Annotated in this window: 15 protein-coding genes and 1 riboswitch; of the genes, 11 read left to right on the plus strand and 4 right to left on the minus strand. The window is 67.7% G+C overall.

The features are described 5' to 3' along the window. From ACE3TU_RS02590 to ACE3TU_RS02605, 4 genes are all read left to right on the plus strand, one after another. Positions 1–789: ABC transporter permease subunit (locus ACE3TU_RS02590; RefSeq protein ID WP_374619854.1), on the plus strand; the 789-nt coding region annotated here is incomplete at its 5' end. A 4-nt stretch (positions 790–793) separates the two neighbouring features. Beyond that, positions 794–1,636: an ABC transporter ATP-binding protein gene (locus tag ACE3TU_RS02595; RefSeq protein WP_374619857.1), complete on the plus strand. Its 843-nt coding sequence runs from the start codon at positions 794–796 to the stop codon at positions 1,634–1,636. Next, positions 1,633–2,466 carry a dipeptide ABC transporter ATP-binding protein gene (locus ACE3TU_RS02600; RefSeq protein ID WP_374619859.1) on the plus strand — a complete coding sequence of 278 codons (834 nt, stop codon included), beginning with the start codon at positions 1,633–1,635 and terminating at the stop codon, positions 2,464–2,466. Before ACE3TU_RS02595 ends, ACE3TU_RS02600 begins: the two co-directional genes overlap by 4 nt. An 88-nt stretch (positions 2,467–2,554) precedes the next feature. Continuing rightward, positions 2,555–4,786, plus strand: a complete 2,232-nt coding sequence (locus tag ACE3TU_RS02605) for a putative bifunctional diguanylate cyclase/phosphodiesterase (RefSeq protein WP_374619862.1) — start codon at positions 2,555–2,557, stop codon at positions 4,784–4,786. On the opposite strand, the gene ACE3TU_RS02610 is transcribed toward ACE3TU_RS02605, so the two are convergent. The 3 genes from ACE3TU_RS02610 to ACE3TU_RS02620 are packed head-to-tail and all read right to left on the minus strand — an operon-like array spanning position 4,783 to position 6,870. Beyond that, entirely contained in the window at positions 4,783–5,211 is a 429-nt protein-coding gene (locus tag ACE3TU_RS02610) for a Fur family transcriptional regulator (RefSeq protein ID WP_374619864.1), read from the minus strand. The two genes, ACE3TU_RS02605 and ACE3TU_RS02610, sit on opposite strands and share 4 nt — an antisense overlap. Then, positions 5,211–6,026 (minus strand): metal ABC transporter permease, encoded by an 816-nt coding sequence (locus tag ACE3TU_RS02615; protein ID WP_374619934.1) that lies wholly within the window; start codon positions 6,024–6,026, stop codon positions 5,211–5,213. Before ACE3TU_RS02615 ends, ACE3TU_RS02610 begins: the two co-directional genes overlap by 1 nt. Further along, positions 6,016–6,870 carry an ATP-binding cassette domain-containing protein gene (locus tag ACE3TU_RS02620; RefSeq protein ID WP_374619866.1) on the minus strand — a complete coding sequence of 285 codons (855 nt, stop codon included), beginning with the start codon at positions 6,868–6,870 and terminating at the stop codon, positions 6,016–6,018. Before ACE3TU_RS02620 ends, ACE3TU_RS02615 begins: the two co-directional genes overlap by 11 nt. 99 nt (positions 6,871–6,969) lie before the next feature. On the opposite strand from ACE3TU_RS02620, the gene ACE3TU_RS02625 reads away from it, so the two are divergent. From ACE3TU_RS02625 to cobW, 5 genes are all read left to right on the plus strand, one after another. Beyond that, entirely contained in the window at positions 6,970–7,911 is a 942-nt protein-coding gene (locus ACE3TU_RS02625; protein WP_374619868.1) for a zinc ABC transporter substrate-binding protein, read from the plus strand. A 111-nt stretch (positions 7,912–8,022) separates the two neighbouring features. Then, the gene (locus tag ACE3TU_RS02630) at positions 8,023–8,379 is read left to right on the plus strand and encodes a DMT family protein (protein ID WP_374619871.1); all 357 of its coding nucleotides are present in this window, start codon (positions 8,023–8,025) and stop codon (positions 8,377–8,379) included. An 82-nt stretch (positions 8,380–8,461) separates the two neighbouring features. Next, positions 8,462–9,070 carry a hypothetical protein gene (locus tag ACE3TU_RS02635; protein ID WP_374619873.1) on the plus strand — a complete coding sequence of 203 codons (609 nt, stop codon included), beginning with the start codon at positions 8,462–8,464 and terminating at the stop codon, positions 9,068–9,070. 20 nt (positions 9,071–9,090) lie between these two features. Next, positions 9,091–9,305, plus strand: a riboswitch (cobalamin riboswitch). A 144-nt stretch (positions 9,306–9,449) separates the two neighbouring features. Continuing rightward, on the plus strand, positions 9,450–10,121 hold the full coding sequence (locus ACE3TU_RS02640) for an energy-coupling factor ABC transporter permease (protein WP_374619875.1): 672 nt from the start codon (positions 9,450–9,452) through the stop codon (positions 10,119–10,121). Between the two features lie 81 nt (positions 10,122–10,202). Further along, complete coding sequence (gene cobW, locus ACE3TU_RS02645; RefSeq protein WP_374619877.1) at positions 10,203–11,258, plus strand: cobalamin biosynthesis protein CobW; 1,056 nt, start codon at positions 10,203–10,205, stop codon at positions 11,256–11,258. Here cobW and ACE3TU_RS02650 read toward each other — a convergent pair. Next, on the minus strand, positions 11,218–11,583 hold the full coding sequence (locus tag ACE3TU_RS02650) for a hypothetical protein (protein ID WP_374619879.1): 366 nt from the start codon (positions 11,581–11,583) through the stop codon (positions 11,218–11,220). The genes cobW and ACE3TU_RS02650 overlap by 41 nt on opposite strands. 51 nt (positions 11,584–11,634) lie before the next feature. On the opposite strand from ACE3TU_RS02650, the gene cobN reads away from it, so the two are divergent. Both cobN and ACE3TU_RS02660 read left to right on the plus strand, forming a co-directional pair. Beyond that, the gene (cobN, locus tag ACE3TU_RS02655; protein ID WP_374619882.1) at positions 11,635–15,522 is read left to right on the plus strand and encodes a cobaltochelatase subunit CobN; all 3,888 of its coding nucleotides are present in this window, start codon (positions 11,635–11,637) and stop codon (positions 15,520–15,522) included. After that, positions 15,519–16,088 (plus strand): chloramphenicol phosphotransferase, encoded by a 570-nt coding sequence (locus ACE3TU_RS02660; protein ID WP_374619884.1) that lies wholly within the window; start codon positions 15,519–15,521, stop codon positions 16,086–16,088. Before cobN ends, ACE3TU_RS02660 begins: the two co-directional genes overlap by 4 nt. Positions 16,089–16,116 lie beyond the last annotated feature (28 nt).

The raw sequence follows: 16,116 nt of genomic DNA on the forward strand, positions 1-16,116 counted from the left end.
CTGCTGCTGCTGCTGGTGGCGCTCCTCGCGCCGGTCCTGGCGCCGTTCCCGCCCGATCAGCAGTTCCGGGAATTCATCCGCATGGCGCCGCCCTGGGCCGGCGGCACCCAGCCGCAATTCCTGCTGGGCACCGACGAGGTCGGGCGCGATATCCTCTCCCGGCTGATCCACGGGGCGCGGTTCTCGCTGTTCATCGGCTTCTTCGTCGTCACTGCCGCCTTGTTCTCGGGCGTGACTCTGGGGCTGGTGGCGGGCTATTTCCGCGGCTGGGTCGATGCCCTGATCATGCGCATCATGGACATCATCCTCGCCTTTCCCTCGCTACTGCTCGCCCTGGTGCTGGTGGCGATCCTGGGGCCCGGCCTGTTCAATGCCATGCTCGCCATTGCCCTGGTGCTGCAGCCGCACTTCGCCCGCCTGACACGCGCCGCGGTACTCTCCGAAAAGAGCCGCGAGTATGTGGTCTCGGCCAAGGTGGCCGGCGCCGGGCACCTGCGCCTGATGTTCATCACCATCCTGCCCAACTGCCTCGGTCCCCTGATCGTTCAGGCGACGTTGAGCTTTTCCAATGCCATTCTCGAGGCGGCCGCCCTCGGCTTTCTCGGCATGGGCGCCCAGCCGCCGACGCCGGAATGGGGCACCATGCTGGCGCGGGCGCGGGAGTTCATCACCTCGGCCTGGTGGATCGTCACCATGCCAGGCCTTGCCATCCTGATCACGGTCCTCGCCATCAACCTGGTCGGCGACGGGCTGCGCGACGCGCTCGACCCGAAGCTCAAGCGGAGCTGACCCGATGCACCTGCTCGAAGTCAGGAACCTCACCGTCAGCTTCGATACCTCGGTCGGCCTGTTCCATGCCGTCAGGGGCATCGACCTGCATGTCGATGCCCGCGAGGTGCTGGCGATCGTGGGCGAGTCGGGCTCGGGAAAGTCCGTCGCCATGCTCTCCGTCATGGGTCTGCTGCCGCCGACCGCGACCGTCACCGCCGACCGGATGGCCTTCGATGGGCGCGACCTGCTGACGCTGAGTTCCGCAGAGCGCCGCAAGATCATCGGCCGCGACGTGGCGATGATCTTCCAGGAGCCGATGACCAGCCTCAATCCGTGCTTCACCGTCGGTTTCCAGATCGAGGAAGTGCTGCGTTTCCATCTCGGCATGGGGCGGACCGAGCGCCGGGCCCGCGCCATCGAACTGCTGCACCAGGTCGGTATCCCCGAGCCCGAACAGCGGCTGCATTCGTTCCCGCACCAGATGTCGGGCGGCCAGAACCAGCGCGTGATGATCGCCATGGCGATCGCCTGCAACCCCAAGCTGCTGATCGCCGATGAGCCGACCACGGCGCTCGACGTCACCATCCAGAAGCAGATCCTCGACCTTCTGGTGCGGCTGCAGGGCGAGCACGGCATGGGCCTGATCATGATCACCCACAATATCGGCGTCGTCGCCGAAACCGCCGATCGCGTCGTGGTGCAGTACAAGGGGCGCAAGATGGAGGAGGCGGGAGTGCTCGAGCTGTTCACCGCGCCCAACAGCCCGTACACCCGCGCGCTGCTCGCCGCCCTGCCGGAAAACGCCACCGGCGATCGCCTGCCCACCGTCTCCGGCTTCAGCACCGACGACCTGGTGGCCCGATGAGTGCGGTGCTCGAGGCGCGCGGCATCTCGCGCGACTATCACGTCGGCGGCACCCTGTTTGGCGGCGGCCGGGTCGTTCATGCGGTCAAGGACCTCAGCTTCTCGCTCGACCGGGGCCGGACCCTCGCCATCGTCGGCGAGAGCGGTTCAGGCAAGTCGACGCTCGCCCGCATCCTGACCCTGATCGACCGGCAGACCTCAGGCGAACTGTTCATGGACGGGGTCGCCGTCGATATCGGCGGGACCGGCGTCACCCGCGAGATGCGCCGCAAGGTGCAGATCGTCTTCCAGAACCCCTACGGCTCGCTCAATCCCCGCCAGAAGATCGGCGACGTGCTGATGGAGCCGCTGCTGCTCAATACCGACATGCCGCTCGCCGAACGCCGCGAGCGGGCCATGCAGATGCTGGTCAAGGTCGGGCTGCAACCCGAGCACTTCAATCGCTATCCGCACATGTTCTCCGGCGGCCAGCGCCAGCGGATCGCCATCGCCCGCGCGATCATCCTCAATCCCTCGCTGCTGGTGCTCGACGAACCGGTTTCGGCCCTCGACCTGTCGGTCCAGGCCCAGATCCTCAACCTGCTCGCCGATCTGCAGGACGAGTTCGGGCTGACCTATGTCTTCATCAGCCACGATCTGTCCGTCGTGCGCTACATCGCCGACGAGGTGATGGTGATGTACCTGGGCGAGGCGGTGGAGTACGGCAGCCGCGACCGCGTCTTCGAGGCGCCGCAGCACGCCTATACCAGGACCCTGTTCGCCGCCACGCCGCGCGCCGATGTCGAGAGCATCCGGGCCCGGCTGGCGCGCAAGTCTGTTGCCGCGGCGTGACCCGCGCCGCCTGCGCCATCGGCTTAAGCCGGTGTTAAGTGCCCTCCACTAGCGTTTTCGGTCGAGTCCGGAGCGCTGGTGACCCTCATTGCCGCAAGCTGCAGAACCCTCGCCGACCGCGGCCAATGCCGGGCGTGGCGCACGCTTTGGCGGCAGTCCGAAGCGGCATCCGCTTCGCACGTTCCTGCTTTGGGTTGCCGTTCCGGCGGCAGCGGTGTTCGCGGCAGTCTGCTCGCTGGTCTTCCTCATCATGTACCTGATGAGCGCGGAGATGAACGCCATCGATGCCGATCGCGGCCGCAAGGCGATCGTGGCGGCAATCGAGTCCCTGGTCGTCGCCCTCGGTGAAGGGACCGCCGACGAAGCCACCTGGACCGAGGCCTACGTCAACACCTACATCACGCCGAACCCGGCCTGGTTCGACTCGGTCTGGGGTGCCACGGCCCGCATTTCGGAGAGCTACGACACTGTCGTGCTGACCGATACAGCCGGCCAGATCGTCTTCGGGGAAACCAGCCGCGGCCCCATAGGCGGTCAACTTGCCGATCACTTCAGCAGCGCGGCGACGATGCTGGCCGAGCTCGATCAGAACATCAACAGCCTCGGTGACGACGCCACCGTCGCGCATCTGGTGCGCCGGGACGATGGCGCGGCCGCGCTCGCCGCGGCGGTGGTGCACGGCAATACCGGTCAGGCCAGCGTGCCCCGGAGCGAACGCCGCATCCTGTGGTTCGCCAAGCAGCTGAACGACGAGATGCTGAGCGGCGTCGCGGCCCGTTTCCAGCTGCCGCTGCCGCGCTTCGAACGCGCGCACGAGCCGGGCGCCGAGAGCATGGTCCTGCATGACGCCGACGGCGCCGAGATCACCTCCATCTCGTGGCAGCCGCGGCGCCCGGGCGATCCCGCCTTCGCGCACGCGGCCGGCGTCGCGGCGATCCTCATGCTGATCATCGGCGTGCTGGTCACGGCGGTGCTGGTGGCCTTCTTCTCCTCGATCAAGAGCCGGACCGAGTCCGACGAACGCGACTGGCACAATGCCCGCTACGATCCGGTGACCGGGCTGCCCAACGGCTTTGCCCTCGAGGAAAGCCTGCGCAACATGATGCCGAGGAAGCGCCGCGACATGCCTCTGGCCGCCGCGCAGATCGGCATCGACGGATTCTTCGACGTCATCGCCTCATACGGACGCGAGGCCGGAGACCGGCTGATGGACGTCCTGGCCGATCACATCGAGGCAGCGACCAATGGGCACGTCCAGTTCGCCCGCACTGGGGCGGCCGAGTTCACCCTGGCGCGTGCCGGCGATGATGGGGCCGATCTGGTCCGTGGCCTGGCCATGCGGATCCTCGGTCTCGCCAGCGAGGCGATCAAGGTCGACAACCTCACGCTCAAGGTCGGCCTCAGCGTCGGCTTTGCCGAGGGCGTGGTCACGCGCGAAACCATCGGGGACCTCATGCGGCGGGCGGAGACCGCGCTCGCGCGGGCACGCGAGACCGGTGGGCATCATCTGGTGGTCTATGATCCGGGGATCGAGGACGAGCGCCGCCTGCGCCTCGAGCTGCAAGCCGATATCCGGCGCGGCCTCAACGCCGACGAGTTCGATCTCGACTACCAGCCGATCATCGACTTCGCCACGCAGTCGATCATCGGCGTCGAGGCCCTGATGCGCTGGAACCGCCGCCCGGGTGGCCCGATGGGGCCGGGCGAGTTCATCCCCGTCGCCGAGAAGTCCGGCCTGATCGATGACCTGGGCATGTTCGCCCTGCGGAGGGCGATCGAGGAGATCGGCCCATTCGAGGACATCAAGGTCTCGGTCAACGTCTCCGCGGCCCAACTGCGCAATCCCAACCTCGGCACCACCATCAGCGCTGTTCTGGAGGAATGGGGGATGGCGGCCGACCGGCTGCAACTGGAAGTCACCGAGTCCTTCCTCATCGCCCAGCCCGAGCGGGCCAAGAGAGTCATGGAAGAACTGCGCGCGCGCGGCATCGTTCTGGCGCTCGACGACTTCGGCACCGGCTATTCCTCGATCGGCTACCTGCGGCAATTCGCCTTCGACCGGGTCAAGCTCGACCGCTCGCTGGTTGCCGATATCGACCAGAACGCGGCGCAGTCGGCGCTGGTCGAGGCGACCATGATCTATGCCTTCGCCATGGGATTGGCCGTCACGGCCGAAGGGGTCGAGCGGCGCGAGGAGGCGGCGCTGCTGGCGCGCTACGGCTGCCGCGAGTTCCAGGGCTACCTGTTCGCCCGGCCGATGCCGGTGGATCAGCTGGCCCGGCTGCTCAGCGGGCCCGCGGAGGCCCGAAAGGCGGGCTAGCCCTTCTGACAGTCGGCGCAGCGGCCGCGCAACTCGATGGTTGTACGCTCGAGCGCGAAGCCGTGCTGCGCCGCCCAGTCGCCGAGGCGGGTGTTCACCTCCTCATCGGCGAACTCGTCCACGCGTCCGCAGCCCGAGCAGATCGCGAAGGCCGCGTTGCCGCGGGCCTTGTGGCAGCCCGCGTCGGCACAGCAGACGAACGCGTTGAGCGATTCCAGCCGGTGCGCCAGACCCTGCTCGACCAGCTTGTCGAGGGCCCGATAGACCTGCAGCGGTGCCCGCAGCCCGTCGTCGCGCAGCCTGTCGAGGATGTCATAGGCCGAGAGCGGACCGTGCGCCTGGTTCAGCGTGCTCAGCACAAGGTCCTGGTTGCGCGTCAGGTCGCGCGGACGTTCGTGGTGGTGATCGTCATGGGTGTGGGCCATCAGGGGGACTTGCCTCTCTTGGCAGCGAACAGGTGCGACGGGATCAGCAGCGAAACGAGAAAGAGGGCCAGCGCCGCCACCACGATGGAGGGTCCGCTCGGGGTGTCGTAGTGGAGCGAGCCGAACAGTCCCCCGGCGACGCCGAGGGCACCGATGCCGGCGGCAATCAGCGCCATCTGCTCGGGCGTGGCGCTCAGGCGGCGCGCCGTCGCCGCCGGAATGATCAGCAGCGAGGTGATCAGCAGGACGCCGACGATCTTCATGGCAATGGCGATGACCGAGGCGAGAAGCAGCATCAGCAGGGCTCGGGTCATCTCCGGTCTCATCCCCTCGGCCTCCGCCAGCTCGGCACTGACGGTGGCGGCCAGCAGGGGGCGCCAGACCAGCACCAGCAGAACCAGGATCGCCCCGCCGCTGGCATAGATCACGGCGATGTCCACCACCGACACGGCCAGGATGTCGCCGAACAGGAACCCCATCAGGTCCACTCGGATCCAGGTCATGAAGGCAACCAGCACCAGGCCGATCGCCAGTGTCGAGTGGCTAAGGATACCGAGCAGCGCGTCGGTCGAGAGGGCGTTACGCCTCTGCAGCAGCAGCAGTGCCGCCGCAACCGCGGTCGCCACGAAGAAGACGCCCATCGTCAGGTCGATCTGCAGCAGGAAGCTCAGCGCCACCCCCAATAGGGCCGAGTGCGCCATGGTGTCGCCGAAATACGACATGCGTCGCCACACGATGAAGCAGCCCAGCGGACCGGTGACTAGGGCCAGCCCGATTCCCGCCACCAGCGCGCGCGTGAAGAAGTCATCGAGCATGGTCGTGTCCCGCATCGGCCCCGTGGCCGTGATCGCCATGCGCGTGCCCGTGGTGGTCATGCACGTGCTCGTGCGCCGACAGGATCCGACCGTCGGCCTCCTCGACCCGTCCGTCCGGAAGGTGCGTATGGTCGTGATGGTGCTGATAGACGGCCAGCGCCGAAGCCGCCCGCGCCCCGAACAGGCTCAGGTACTCCGGGCTGCGCGCCACCGACTCGGGGGTGCCTCGGCAGCAGACGTGACCATTGAGGCAGACCACGGTATCCGTCGCGGCCATGACCACGTGCAGGTCGTGACTGATCAGCAGCACGCCGCAGCCGATCTCGTCGCGAATCTCGCCGATCAGGTCGTAGAGCGCTACCTCGCCGGAGAAATCCACGCCCTGCACGGGTTCGTCGAGCACCAGCAGATCGGGCTTGCGGATCATCGCCCGCGCCATCAGGGCGCGCTGGAATTCGCCGCCCGACAGGTGCTGGACCTCGGCATCGACCAGGTGCGGGATGCCGACCTGGGCGAGCGCCTGCTCGATCTCGCCTCGCCCGAAGCGGCCGGTCAGCGACATCAGCCGACGCACCGTCAGGGGCAGCGTCCAGTCGATGGTCAGCTTCTGCGGAACGTAGCCGACCGTCAGGCCGGGCTGCCTCACGACCCTGCCCGTGTCGGGGCGCAGTACGCCCGTCACCAGCTTGGCGGTGGTCGATTTTCCCGATCCGTTCGGCCCGATCAGCGTCACGATCTCGCCTCTGCGAATGGACAGGTCGATGCCTTCGACCAGCCATCTGCCGCCGCGCGAGACGCCGGCATCGGCGATTTCCACCAATGTCTGCCGTGTGGAAAGGTCCATCTCTGCGCCCGTCAGGCCTCTTGTCGATCCGCATTGCATTACGTTATAGCATTACTTCGCGCTAGCGTAATGTCATAACATATCGAACGGAGTTCGCCGATGTTCAAGTTCGCCCTGTCGGCGCTGCTGGCCGTGGGAGCACTAGCGACCCCGGCCTGCGCCGAGGTTCCCCGCGTCGTGGCCAGCATCAAGCCGGTGCACGCCCTGGTGGCCGCCGTGATGGGCGATCTCGGCGTGCCGGCACTGATCGTCAAGGGAGCGGCCTCGCCGCATACCTACAGCCTCAGGCCCTCGGATGCTGTTGCTCTGCAGGAGGCCGACCTCGTGTTCTGGACCGGCCACGGCCTCGAACTCTTCCTCGAGGATGCGATCACCACGCTCGCGCCCCGGGCGGCGATCGTCGAACTGGCCGCATCACCCGGCATCACGCTGCTGCCCCCGCGCGAAGGCGGCACCTTCGAGCCGCACGCGCACGACGAGGGCGACCACGACCACGAGGAGGGACACGACCACGCCCACGAGGCGGAAGCCGACATGCACTTCTTCCTCGACCCCGAAAACGCCAAGGTCATGGTGAGTGAGATCGTCGCCGGCCTGTCGGCGGCCGATCCGGAGCACGCCGCAACCTATGCCGAGAACGGCCGGGTCCAGATTGCCGATCTCGAGGCGTTGCTGCAGCAGACCCGCGCCAGGCTGGAGCCGCTGGCGGACCGGCCCTTCGTCGTCTTTCATGATGCCTACCAGTATTTCGAGCGTCGCTTCGACCTGGAGGTGGTCGGCTCGATCACGGTCAGTCCCGAAGTCACGCCCGGGGCCGATCGGATTGCGGAGATTCGCACGAGGCTGAAGACTCTGGATGCCGCCTGTGTCTTTGCCGAACCGCAATTCGATCCGCGCATCGTTGAGGTGCTGATCGAGGGCAGCTCGGCGCGGGCGGGTGTTCTCGATCCCGAAGGTGCGGCTGTGCCCGAGGGCCCGCGGGCCTACCGCGAACTGATCGAGGCCCTCGCCGCCGGCCTCATCGAGTGCCTCTCCCCCTGAGTGGGGGGCCTGCCCACCACGGCCGAATCGCGCTCTATGCTGTGCTGCCCCCATGCTGTGGTGCCCTGCGACCCGGCGGGCATCACACCCGGCCAACCGGAGCGCCGTCCCGTGTTTTCGCTGCCGCACGTCCTGCCCATCGTGCTTCTGATCGCCTCCAACGTCTTCATGACCTTTGCCTGGTACGGGCACCTCAAGTTCCCCTCGCAGGCCCTCTGGCTGGTGGTGCTGGTGTCGTGGGGCATCGCCTTCTTCGAGTACTGGCTCGCCGTACCCGCCAACCGGATCGGCCACGCCGTCTATTCCGCCGCTGAGCTCAAGACCATGCAGGAGGTGATCACGCTGACCGTGTTCGCCGCCTTCTCGGTGCTCTATCTCAAGGAACCGCTGACCCTGAACCACCTCGTTGGCTTCCTGTTCATCGCCTGCGGCGCCTTCTTCATCTTCAAGGGCCCGATTCCGCGCTAGCCGCGGCCGCCGGGTTTTTGCCGCGGGGGCTGCCCAGACTCGCCGGCATCGGCTAGCGTCGTCGCGGTCACGGAGGATCAGTATGCGCTTCGCCGTCTTCGCATTTGCCGGCCTGGTCGGGTTCCTCGTGCCGGCCTCGGCCGCCGAGATAACCTGCGATGGACCCTTCGCCGCGGACAGTTCCGAGGCGCTCCTCGTCGAGGCCTTCGGCCGGGAGAATGTCGTGACCGGGGAAGTCCCCGGTCCCGAGGGCTCGACCCTCGTTGCGACGACGGTGTTCCCGGGCGATTCGGAACGGCAGATGGAGTTCGGTTGGTGGGATGAAGCCGCCTTCGAGCGGCTGGCCTATTTCACCGTACCGGCCGGCGATACGGCCCCCGGCGGCCTGAAGGTCGGGATGAGCGTCGGCGAAGTCGAGGCCCTCAACGGCGCTCCGTTCGAACTGACCGGGTTCTGGTGGGATTATGGCGGTTACGCCGGGTTCGATGGCGGCACGCTTGCTGACCTTGCCGGCGGTTGCCACGTCTCGGTCTCCTTCCAGCCGACCGCCGACATTCCCGGCGACCTCGATGTCGAGCCGATCGCCGGCGACCGCATGGTCGCCTCGAGCGAGCCGCTGCTGCACACGGTCGATGCCCGCATCGCCGCCATTACCGTCGGCTACCCGGATTTCTCCGCCCTCGAAGATTGACCGCCGCCCCCTGCGGGGCGTAGTCATTGCTCAGCGTTGGTTCCCCGGACCCGTTCGGGCGAGGGGATCAAAAGGGAACACGGTGCGGCGTACCCATCAGGGACCAAATCCGTGGCTGCCCCCGCAACTGTAAGCGGCGAGCGCCCCCCACCAGTCACTGGCCCGTCGGGCCGGGAAGACGGGGGTGCGTGACGACCCGTGAGCCAGGAGACCTGCCAGCGCCTCGTTGAACGCTCATCTGTCGGTGGGACAGGCGGAGGTATGCATGACCAGACCATCGGGCTGAGTCCGTCCATGGGGCCTTTGGCCTCCAACGACCTGTCGCTGACGCGCCGGGCGTCTCAGGACCTTTCGTTCACTTCGGACTGGATTTCGACAAATGCATATCGAACCTGACCTCATTTCTCCCGAAAAGATGCTACTGGCCTTCGGCACCGCTGCGGCCGCCGGCGCCATGACCCTCAAGCTCGCCACCGACGCGGTGCGCGAACGCGGGGCGATCTCGCTCCTCGCCCGCTCGGTCGCCACCACCGCCGCCGTCTTCTGCTTCTTCGAACTGCTGCCGCATCATCCGGTCGGCGTCAGCGAGGTCCACCTGATCCTGGGCTCGACACTGCTGCTGGTGTTCGGCGCCGCGCCGGCCGCCATCGGCCTCGCGCTGGGCCTGTTGATCCAGGGCCTGTTCTTTGCCCCCTTCGACCTGCCGCAGTATTTTGCCAATGTCACGACCCTGCTGGGGCCGCTCTTCGCCACCAAGCTCGTGGTCGATCGCATCGTTCCGGCCAACACGCCCTATGTCGACCTGCGCTATGGCCAGGCGCTGGCGCTTTCGGTCACCTATCAGGGCGGCGTGGTCGTCTGGGTGGGCTTCTGGGCGCTCTACGGCCAGGGCCTGGGCGCGGACAACCTCGCCGCCGTCGCGACCTTTGGCGGCGCCTACATGCTCGTGGTCCTGCTCGAGCCGCTGATCGACCTCGGTGTCCTGGCCGCGGCCAAGCTGGTGCGCGGCCTCGCCGCGACCGGCCTCGTGACGCCGCGGCTCTACAACTGAAACCCGGAACCTGAGACCCAGACACAGGAGCGTGTGCATCCCCGCCGAAACGGGGATGCCCACTGCATTGCGGAGTCCTTCATGACCGACAAGATCCCCGTTACCGTCATCACCGGCTTCCTCGGCGCCGGCAAGACGACGCTCGTCCGCCACCTCCTCGCCCACGCCCAGGGCCGCCGCATCGCCCTGATCATCAACGAGTTCGGTGAAATGGGGGTCGATCGGGAAATCCTCGCCGGCTGCGGCGACGCAACCTGCCGCGAGGAGGACATGATCGAGCTGTCGAATGGCTGCATCTGCTGCACCGTCGCCGACGAGTTCATCCCCACCATGCAGCAATTGCTGTCTCGCGATGATCGGCCCGACCACATCGTCATCGAGACCTCGGGCCTTGCCCTGCCGCAGCCGCTGATCCGGGCGTTCAACTGGCCCGAGATCAAGTCCGAAGTCACCATCGACGGCGTCGTCACGGTTGCCGATGCCGCTGCTCTCGCCGAGGGCCGCTTCGCCAGCGACGAGGCGGCGGTGGACGCGCTTCGCTCCGCCGATGCCATGCTGGACCACGAAACCCCGCTCGGGGAGCTGTTCGAGGATCAGCTGGTGGCTGCCGACATGGTTGTTCTCAACAAGACCGATCTCGTTTCCGCGAGCGAGCTCGACACGATCGAGACCCACCTGAGGTCCGAGATGCGGCCCGGCACCGGCTTCGTCCGCGCCCGCAATGGTCATGTCGATGTCGCGGCTTTGCTGGGGCTTGGCCTCGCCACCGAGGACGATCTGGCAGGTCGCGAAAGCCACCACGAACTCGAGCACGGCGGCGACGGGCACGAGCACGACGACTTCGACTCGTTCTCGATCACGCTCGACGGCGTCACCGGAAGGGAGCACCTGCTCGGGGCGATCGAGCGGACCATCCGGGATCACGACGTGCTGCGGCTCAAGGGCTTCGCTGCCCTGCCGGGGATGCCGTCGCGGCTGGCCATCCAGGCCGTCGGGCCCCGCGTCACCGCCTATTTCGATCGCCCCTGGCGGCCGGGCGAGGCACAGCGGACGGCGCTCGTGGTCATCGGGGAGAGCCCGCTCGACCGCGAGGCGATCAGCGCGTCGCTCGCCGATGCGGGCCGGCCTTCGCACTGAGGGCGCCGCCGATGAACAGGCTGCCGGCGAGCAGCAGCGGGCCGGCCAGCATCAGGTTGACGCCGAAGGGATTGCGGAGGAAGAGGAAGACCGCCGCGGCGGCGAGGAGGAACAGCAGCCCTCCTGCCAGTGGCCACCTCCAGGCGATGGCCAGGACGGCAAGGAGCGCGAAGCTCGGCAGCAGATGCATCAGCAGCGCCACGACGACTGTCGGCAGCGGTTCGCCGCTCCCGAAGACGTCGAGGGCAAACACCGAAAGCAGGGCGATGCCCGCTAGAGCGACGACTTTGGCGGCGATGAGCAGGGCGCGTGACATGCGTGCCATACTGGCCTCGGCCCGTCCGCACCGCTTGATGCCGATCAAGGCGCATCGCTGATGCATCTCCTCGCTGCTCAGGCCGGGGCATTGCAGCAGGACGGCGTGGCGATCGACCTCGGCCAGACGCCGGCCGACATCGTCTTTGCCTCTGCCGCCGACAGTGAACTGGCGATGCTCGCTGCTGCCGCGGACCGCGCCGGCGCGACGGACCTGCGGCTCGCCAACCTGCTGCGTCTGGGGCACAACCTCTCGGTCGACCTGTGGCTCGAGGACACCGTCCGGCACGCAAGGCTCGTGGTCGTCCGCCTGCTCGGCGGTGCCGCCTACTGGCAGTATGGCGTCGACGAACTGATCGCTCTGGCTCTGGCGGGGCGCGTCCGGCTCGCCCTGTTGCCGGGCGATGCGACTCCCGATCCGATTCTGCAGCAGCGCTCCTCCATCGCCCCGACGGACTGGTCGCGCCTGCATGCGCTGTTCACAGCGGGCGGGCCGGCGAACGCGGATGTGCTGCTGCAGTCGTTCCGCCGCATCGCAAGCCTCGCTCCCGCCCTGACCGGGCCTCGTCCTGCCGCGACGGGCGAGGTCGCCACCCGACGGCAGGACGCGAGGCAGCTTCCGGATCAACAGGAGGATGAGACCAGCGAGGGGGCCCTCGCGAGCCTGGACATCGCGCCCTTTCCCCGTTTTGGCCTCTGGCTCCCCGGCCTCGGCATGGTCGATGCGCTGCCGCGCTCCGCGCATCCCAACGTCGCCGTGCTGTTCTATCGCGCCACCCTCGAAGGGGCCGGCACCGCCACGCTCGAAGCCCTCATTGCCGAACTCGAGGCGCAACACCTCAACCCCGTGCCCCTCGTCGTCTCGACGCTGAAGGAGGGGGCCTGCCTGGGCTTCGTCCAGCGCGTCCTCACCCAATATCCGCCGCAGGTCATCCTCAATCTCACCGGCTTTGCCGTCGGCCTCGACGGCATCGACCCCGCGCAGAACCCCTTTGCCGGCACCGATGCGCCGGTGGTCCAGCTCATTCAGGGTGGTCGTCCCGAGGCGCAATGGGCCGCCGACAGCCAGGGCCTCACCGCCAAGGACCTCGCCATGCAGGTGGTCCTGCCCGAGCTCGATGGGCGGCATGGCATGATCCTCGTTGGCCACAAGCAGCAAGCCGTCTGGCACGCGCGCACCCAGTGTCCGCTGTCGGCCTATGCCCCCGACCGGGACGGCATCCGCCGGGCCGTGACGCTGGCGCGGAACTGGACCACCCTCCGCGCCACCGCGCGCTCCCGGCGCCGCATCGCCATCGTCCTCGCCAACTACCCGATCCGCGATGGCCGCCTCGCCAACGGCGTCGGCTACGACGCCCCGCAGTCGACGGTCGATATCCTGAAGGCGCTGGGTGAAAACGGCTATGGCGTTTCGGCTCCATCAGCTTCTCCCCTTGCGGGAGAAGGTGCCCGAAGGGCGGATGAGGGGTCCTCCCGACGCGCGCTGCCGCTCGATGGCAACGCCCTCATCGATCTGCTGCAGTCCGGCCCTACCAACGCCCATCCCGAGCGTGGCGAGGGCGTCCCGGTCTCCCTCGCCCGCTATCGCGAACTATTTGCCCGACTCCCGGTCGAGCTCCAGGCCGAAGTCACTGCCCGTTGGGGTGCTCCCGAAACCGATCCCTTCGTTCGCGGCGACACGTTCCATCTCCCCGCGATCCGCTTCGGCAATCTCGCCGTGCTGCTGCAGCCCGCCCGCGGCTATCACCTCGACGAGACGGCCAGCTATCACGATCCCGATCTCGTACCGCCGCACGGCTACCTCGCGGCCTATCTCTGGCTGCGTCACGAACTCGGAGCGCATGCCATGATCCACAACGGCAAGCACGGCAATCTCGAGTGGCTGCCGGGCAAGGCCACCGCGCTCGATCGGGCGTCCTACCCCGCCGCGCTCTGGGCCGAGTTGCCGCAACTCTACCCCTTCATCGTCAACGATCCGGGCGAGGGCACGCAGGCCAAGCGCCGCACCGGCGCGGTGATCGTCGACCATCTCGTTCCCCCGCTCACCCGCGCCGAGACCTACGGACCGCTCAAGGACCTCGAGGCGCTGCTCGACGAGTACTACGCCGCCTCCGGCATGGACCGCCGCCGCCTTGCCGGCCTCAGGCGGCGCATCCTCGATTTTGCCCGCGATGCGCGCCTCGACCGCGATATCGGCCTCGTTCCGGACCAGGCCGAGAGCCTCAGGCGCATCGACACGTTCCTGTGCGACCTCAAGGAGGCCCAGATCCGCGACGGCCTCCACATCTTCGGCCAGTCCCCCACCGGTCGCCTGGAGCGCGACCTGGTCGTTGCCCTCGCCCGCGTCCCCCGCGGCCCGGGGGCAGGGGAGGCGTCCCTGATCCGCGCCCTGGCCGACGATCTGAAACTGGGGCTCGACCCGCTCACCGCCGACCTCGGCGCCCCATGGACCGGGCCCGTGCCGGAGGCGGTTGTGCCAAGCCTCGCGACCCCCACCCCCAGCCCTGGGGGTCGGGAGATGCGCACGGTCGGCGACGTCGTCGAGGACCTCGAGACCCTCGCCGCCCAACTCGTCGAGGGCCGCGCACCCGACCCCGACTGGACTGCCACGCGCGCCGTCCTCGATACCATCGACACCGTCATCCGCCCGCGCCTCCGCGCGTCCGGAGCGAACGAGATCGCCGCGCTGCTCGACGGTCTCGACGGCCGCTTCATCGCTCCCGGCCCCTCCGGCGCCCCGTCGCGCGGGCGGCTCGACGTGCTGCCCACCGGCCGCAACTTCTACTCCGTCGATATCCGCGCCGTGCCCACCCCCACCGCCTGGGAACTCGGCCAGAAGTCCGCCGAGAACCTGCTGCTGCGGCACTTCCAGGATCACGGCCTCCCGCTGCGCTCGCTCGCCCTTTCGGTGTGGGGCACCGCCAACATGCGGACCGGCGGCGACGACATCGCTCAGGCCCTGGCCTTCATCGGCGTGAAGCCGGTCTGGGACCCGGGCTCGCTGCGCGTCTCCGGCTACGAGATCACCCCGCTCGCCAGGCTCGGCCGCCCGCGCGTCGACGTCACCCTGCGCATCTCCGGCTTCTTCCGCGATGCTTTCCCGGCCCAGATCGCGCTGTTCGACAAGGCGGTCCGCGCCATCGGTGCGCTCGACGAACCCGAGGACGACAATCCCATCGCCGCCCGCATGCGTACCGAGGCGCTCGAGTTGATGAAGTCCGGCGCCACCCAGAGCGAGGCCGCGCTCAGGGCCGGCCATCGCATCTTCGGTTCGAAGCCCGGCGCCTACGGGGCGGGGCTGCAGGGCCTCATCGACTCAGGGTCGTGGCGGACCCGGTCCGACCTCGCCGAGGCCTTCCTCAACTGGGGCCAGTACGCCTACGGCGCCCACTCGGCCGGCACGCCGGAGCGGGAGCGTTTCGTTGCCAGGATCAACGATATCGATGCCATCGTCCACAATCAGGACAATCGCGAGCACGACCTGCTCGACAGCGACGACTATTACCAGTTCGAGGGCGGCCTCGCCGTCACCGCCGAGGCCCTCACCGGCCGCAAGCCCGCCGCCTGGCATAACGACCACTCCCGCCCCGAACGCCCACTGGCCCGGACTCTTGAGGAGGAAGTGTCGCGCGTCGTGCGCGCCCGCGTCGTCAACCCCAAATGGATCGACGGAGTGAAGCGCCATGGCTACAAGGGCGCCTTCGAGATCATCGCCACACTCGACTACATGTTCGCCTTCGCCGCCACCACCGGGGCGGTGAAGACCCACCACTTCGACCTCGCCTTCGAGGCCTTTGTCGAAGACGATGCAACCCGTGAGTTCATCCAGGCGAACAACCGCTACGGCTATGATGAGCTGATCGACAAGTTCAACGAAGCCCGGCGCCGCGGCTTCTGGACGCCACGCTCCAATTCCGCGTACGCATGGTTGAGTGGCGAGGCGCAATGAGACACTGCATCATCTATCTGTTGGGCTATCAGGGCGTGGGCAAGTTGACCATTGCACGCGCTATCGGCCAGCGGACCGAAGCCGTATTGATCGACAACCACCTAACCGCCAATCCGGTATTCACTGCGGTTGCCAACGACCAGCTCGGAGGCATTCCGTCCTCGGTAAAGGACAAGATCGATCGTGTCCGGGCCGCAGTGTTCGATGCCATCGTTGAGGATGCGCCCCCTGGTCTCAGCTACATCCTTACCGATGTATTGATGGACGATGACCTCGGCCGTCGGCGATACACAACCGTGCTCGACCTGGCTGCTCGGCGCAGGGCTCCGCTGGTCCCTGTGCTGCTCCGATGCGATGATGACGAAGAATATGAACGGCGCGTCACCGATCCGGAGCGGGCCAAGCTGCTCAAGCAGACTGATCGGGAACGTTCACTTGAGCGCCGTGCGACCCGTCCACTTCTTCCTGTTTCCCATGCCAACCTGCTCGCGCTCGACGTGAGCCGGATGTCGCCGGTCGAAGCCGCCCGGGTGATCCTCGACCACGTAGAAAGTCTCACCGCATGACCGACAAGCCGGCCGACCGCGCCCCCAA

Source organism: Devosia sp., assembly GCF_041917035.1.
Taxonomy (GTDB): Bacteria; Pseudomonadota; Alphaproteobacteria; order Rhizobiales; family Devosiaceae; genus Devosia_A.